This is a genomic window from Streptomyces sp. NPDC043878 (assembly GCF_056435735.1).
Map to the genome: position 1 here is coordinate 1 of NZ_JBWKDW010000028.1, position 4,614 is coordinate 4,614.

Below are 4,614 nucleotides of genomic sequence, written 5' to 3' on the forward strand. Positions count from 1 at the left end.
GCGTCCCCGCCAAACACCCCCCCAAGGCCTCCAAACTGCAGGAGGGTGCAAAGAGTTCCGGGGCCGGATGTCGGGGGGTTCCCCTGGTTGGTGGGGGGGCCCCCCCCCCCCCCCCCGCGATGAGGTACCGGAACACGTTCGGCATCCACACGGTCCGGTCCCGCCGCCGGTAGGGGTGCAGGGCCTCCGTCAGCTCCTTGTCGACCTGCGCCCGGTCCCTCGCGGCGATCGCCGTGTCGAACAGGCCGGTCGACAGCAGTCCGCGGACGGCGCTGCCGACATCCGCGTAGCCGAAGGGGCAGGCGACCCGGCCCGAGCCGTCGGGCCTGAGCCCGGCGCGACCGGCGACCTCCTCCAGGTCGTCGCGCACGGCCGGGCGCCGGCCTCCTCCGCCGCGCTGCGCGGCCTCCCGCTTCCCGGCGATCCGCAGCACGCTCGACGTGGCGCACCGCTCCGGCGGCCCCCAGTCGACCAGCACCACCGGCGCCCCGTGCCCGGCGAGCGGTGTCGCCGCGGCCAGCAGTGAGCCGAGCTCCGCAGCGTCGTCCGTGTGGTACCCGAGCGGCTCGAAGGCGGTCACCAGGTTGTACGGCGGCTTCGTCGCGTCCGCCGCGTCGCCCGGTGGGCCGTCGACGAGCCGGGTGTCGCCGCGGACGTGTCCGCCGGGCGCGTTCGGAAGCAGCCGTTGCCGTGCCAGGGCGAGCCGCTCGGGGGCGCCGGGTTCGACCCCGGTGACCGCGGCGCCTCTCGACGCGGCCATCAGCAGGGCCAGCCCGGAACCGCAGCCGAGGCCCAGCAAGCGTGTCCGCGGGCCCACTTCGAGTCGCTCGTAGACGGCCTCGTAGAGCGGTACCAGCATCCGCTCCTGGATCTCCGACCAGTCACGCGCGCGTGCACTCCGGTCCACGCGGGACGCGGGTCCCGTGGGGGACAGGTGCTGTCGCACGAGCGTAGGTGACATAGAAAAGCGCCCCAATCCGCCGAGAGTTGTTGTCTCTTTGCCCGATCACATGGCCCCCGTGACGTGCGCTCGTACTCCCCCCGTATGTCAGGTAACTCCGCACTCGACCGCGCGTCCAGGGGTTGTAGGTCCCGGCTTGCGGTGTGTGCCCGCATGTGGCGAGATTTCACATCCCGGCAACTTGGCGCCGTACCATCGCGCCATGGCCAAGGCACCCGTACTCACCCCGCGGGCGGACGACTTCCCGCGCTGGTACCAGGATCTGATCAACAAGGCGGAGCTGGCCGACAACGGCCCGGTGCGCGGCAGCATGGTGATCCGACCGTACGGATACGGCCTGTGGGAGCGGATGCAGCAGGAGATGGACGCCCGGATCAAGGAGACGGGCACCGAGAACGCCTACTTCCCGGTCCTGATCCCGCAGTCCTACCTCGCCAAGGAGGCCGACCACGTCGAGGGCTTCGCACCCGAGCTCGCCGTGGTCACCCACGGCGGCGGCAAGGAACTCGAGGAACCCGCGGTCGTCCGCCCCACCTCCGAGATGATCGTCAACGAGTACTTCTCGAAGTGGGTGCAGAGCTACCGCGACCTGCCGCTGCTGATCAACCAGTGGGCCAACGTGGTGCGCTGGGAACTCCGACCCCGCCTCTTCCTGCGCACCAGCGAGTTCCTCTGGCAGGAGGGCCACACCGCGCACGCCACCTACGAGGAGGCCCGCGACTTCGCCGCGCACATCCACCGCCGGGTCTACGAGGACTTCATGGTCAACGTCCTCGCCATGGACGTGGTTCCCGGCCGCAAGACGGTCAGGGAGCGCTTCGCGGGGGCGATCAACACCCTCACGCTCGAAGGCATGATGGGCGACGGCAAGGCCCTGCAGATGGCCACCAGCCACGAGCTGGGTCAGAACTTCGCCAGGGCCTTCAACACCCGGTACCTGTCGAAGGACGGCACGCGGGAACTCGTCTGGCAGACGTCCTGGGGTTCGACCACCCGCATGATCGGCGCCCTGGTGATGATGCACGGCGACGACGACGGCCTCCGGGTCCCGCCGAACCTCGCGCAGATCCAGGCCGTCGTCCTCGCGATCAAGGGCGACGAGGCGGTTCTGGCCAAGGTCCGTGAGATCGGCGACCGGCTGCGGGCGGCGGGCGTACGCGTCCGGGTGGACGACCGTACGGATGTCCCCTTCGGGCGCCGGGCCGTCGACTGGGAGCTGAAGGGCGTGCCCGTACGGATCGAGATCGGCCCCCGTGACCTGGAGAACGGCACGGCGATGCTGGTCCGCCGCATCCCGGGAGGCAAGGAGCCGGTGGCCGTCGACGCCCTCGCCGGAATGCTGCCCGGTGTCCTGCGCGAGGACCAGGCACTGCTCCTGGCGCAGTCCCGCGAGCGCCGCGTGTCCCGGACCTCGGAGGTGTCGACGATCGAGGAGGCAGTCGACGTCGCCGGCGCCGGCGGGTGGGCGCGGATCCCGTGGGCGGCGCTCGGCACGGAGGGCGAGGCCAGGCTGGCCGAGCACGCCGTCACCGTACGGTGTCTGGTCGCCGAGGACGGGTCGGTGCCCGGCACCGAGGACGCGCCCGGTAACGTCGCCGTCGTCGCGCGCGCTTACTGAGGCGGGGGACTCCGGCGCGCGAGCGGCCGAAACGCCCCTTGCGCACCCGCGGGTCACGCGCGCCCCCGCGTGCCGACATCGTCTACGCGCGGGGCCGTACGGAGGACTACGCACCAGCTTGGTATGAGCTGTGAGGCTTCTCCGCAGATCAGCGCACCCGCCCTCGTCAGGACGCATCAGCGGCAACTGACGGGTACGTGCAAATTATTTGGGATGCCCCGGAATCGGAACACAGGGGCACCCAGGCTCGTTGTCATTACGTGAGCACGACACAGACACCACCTGTTCTCGCCGCAGAGCTGGCGCAGGCGTGGGCCGACATCCAGCGGTACCACCCCGAGCTGCCCGATCTTGCCGCGCCCGAGTCCCTGATCGGAGAGTCCTCGTCCGCCTGCGGGCACGAGCTCTCCTTCGAGCGGCTGCTTCACGAGGCAGTCCATGGCATCGCCGCCTCGCGCGGGGTGCGCGACACGTCCCGTGCCGGCCGCTACCACAACCGCCGATTCCTCGCGATCGCCGAGGAACTGGGCCTGGACCACCCCGAGGAACCACATCCCAGCAGCGGGTTCTCCCTGGTCACGCTCAACCCCGAGGCCAAGCGCCGCTACCGCCCGACCATGGAACGCCTCCAGCGCGCGCTCAAGGCCCACACGGCCGCGACCGCCGCGGACACCGCCCGCTCCTTCCGCGGACCGGCCGCCCGGCACGGCTCCTCCGGCGGGGGCGTGCGCGTCAAGGCGGTCTGTGACTGCGGCCGCAACGTACGGGTCGTCCCCTCCGTGCTGGCCCAGGCGCCGATCGTCTGCGGCGGCTGCGGAAAGCCGTTCCGCATCCCGGAGGTCGTCGGCGCGGCCGCCGGCTGACTGCGCATCCCGGCATCTCGTGGGTGCCGGACAAGCAGACGGCGTGGACGCGGGCGTGCCGGTTTCCGCGGTCGCCCCGCGCGGCCCCGGACACCGGCGGCCGCGCGAGGACGGCCGGGCCGCCGGCGCGGCGCGGGCGGGTCGGACGGCGCCGGGTGGCGCCGAGTGTCCCTCAGGCATGCCCGGTGGACCGGGGTAAGAGCGACGCGCCGGGTGTGGCACAATGGCTAGCTGTACTCGACAGCCGCACAGGACCCCTCTCTCCTCCGGCTGACGCGTCCATCGGGCACTCGGGTACCGCAACCCCACGCGGCCATCTCGCCGTGCCCAACCACGTCAAGACCAGGAGACACCACTTCCGTGGCAGTCAAGATCAAGCTGAAGCGTCTGGGCAAGATCCGCGCGCCTCACTACCGCATCGTCGTCGCCGACTCCCGTACCCGCCGTGACGGCCGGGCCATCGAGGAGATCGGCCTGTACCACCCGGTGCAGAACCCCTCGCGCATCGAGGTCAACGCCGACCGCGTGGCCTACTGGCTCTCCGTCGGCGCGCAGCCGACCGAGCCCGTGCTCGCGATCCTGAAGAAGACCGGCGACTGGCAGAAGTTCAAGGGCGAGCCCGCCCCGGCTCCGCTGCTGCAGCCGGCCCCGAAGGCCGCGCGTCCCCTGTTCGAAGCCCTTGGCGGCGACGACGAGGGCAAGGGCGAGGCCATCACCCAGAAGAAGAAGGCCGAGAAGAAGGACGACGCCACCGCCGAGTCCTCTGCGGCTGCGCCGACCGAGGCCTGAGCATGCTCGAGGAGGCTCTCGAGCACCTCGTGAAGGGCATCGTAGACAACCCCGACGACGTGCAGGTCGCCTCGCGTGACCTGCGCCGCGGGCGCGTGCTCGAGGTCCGGGTCCATCCCGACGACCTCGGCAAGGTGATCGGCCGCAACGGCCGCACCGCGCGCGCACTGCGTACCGTCGTGGGCGCCATCGGCGGCCGCGGAGTGCGCGTCGACCTCGTCGACGTGGACCACGTCCGCTGACGCCGAAACACAGCACCGGCTCGGGGGGGGGGGGGGGGGGGGGGGGGGGGGGGGGGGGGGCGGGTGGGGGGGGGGGGGGGGGGGGGGGGGGGGGGGGGGGGGGGGGTGCAGAGGGCGCCCAGGGCCGCGACCGCCAGCAGG

Annotated in this window: 4 protein-coding genes and 1 pseudogene; 4 read left to right on the top strand and 1 reads right to left on the bottom strand. The window is 71.9% G+C overall.

Going from position 1 to position 4,614, the window contains the following annotated elements; all coding sequences use genetic code 11:
• Window positions 1-115: 115 nt before the first annotated feature.
• Window positions 116-961: pseudogene (locus tag AC07AZ_RS31065) on the bottom strand (SAM-dependent methyltransferase); the annotation flags it as partial.
• A gap of 202 nt (window positions 962-1,163) precedes the next feature.
• On the opposite strand from AC07AZ_RS31065, the gene proS reads away from it, so the two are divergent.
• From proS to AC07AZ_RS31085, 4 genes are all read left to right on the top strand, one after another.
• Entirely contained in the window at window positions 1,164-2,579 is a 1,416-nt protein-coding gene (gene proS / locus AC07AZ_RS31070; RefSeq protein ID WP_478853619.1) for a proline--tRNA ligase, read from the top strand.
• A gap of 260 nt (window positions 2,580-2,839) precedes the next feature.
• Entirely contained in the window at window positions 2,840-3,442 is a 603-nt protein-coding gene (locus tag AC07AZ_RS31075; RefSeq protein WP_356035017.1) for a hypothetical protein, read from the top strand.
• A gap of 360 nt (window positions 3,443-3,802) precedes the next feature.
• Window positions 3,803-4,231: a 30S ribosomal protein S16 gene (rpsP, locus tag AC07AZ_RS31080; protein WP_478853621.1), complete on the top strand. Its 429-nt coding sequence runs from the start codon at window positions 3,803-3,805 to the stop codon at window positions 4,229-4,231.
• Window positions 4,232-4,233: 2 nt separating this feature from the next.
• Window positions 4,234-4,473 carry an RNA-binding protein gene (locus AC07AZ_RS31085; protein WP_005479813.1) on the top strand — a complete coding sequence of 80 codons (240 nt, stop codon included), beginning with the start codon at window positions 4,234-4,236 and terminating at the stop codon, window positions 4,471-4,473.
• Window positions 4,474-4,614: the final 141 nt, after the last annotated feature.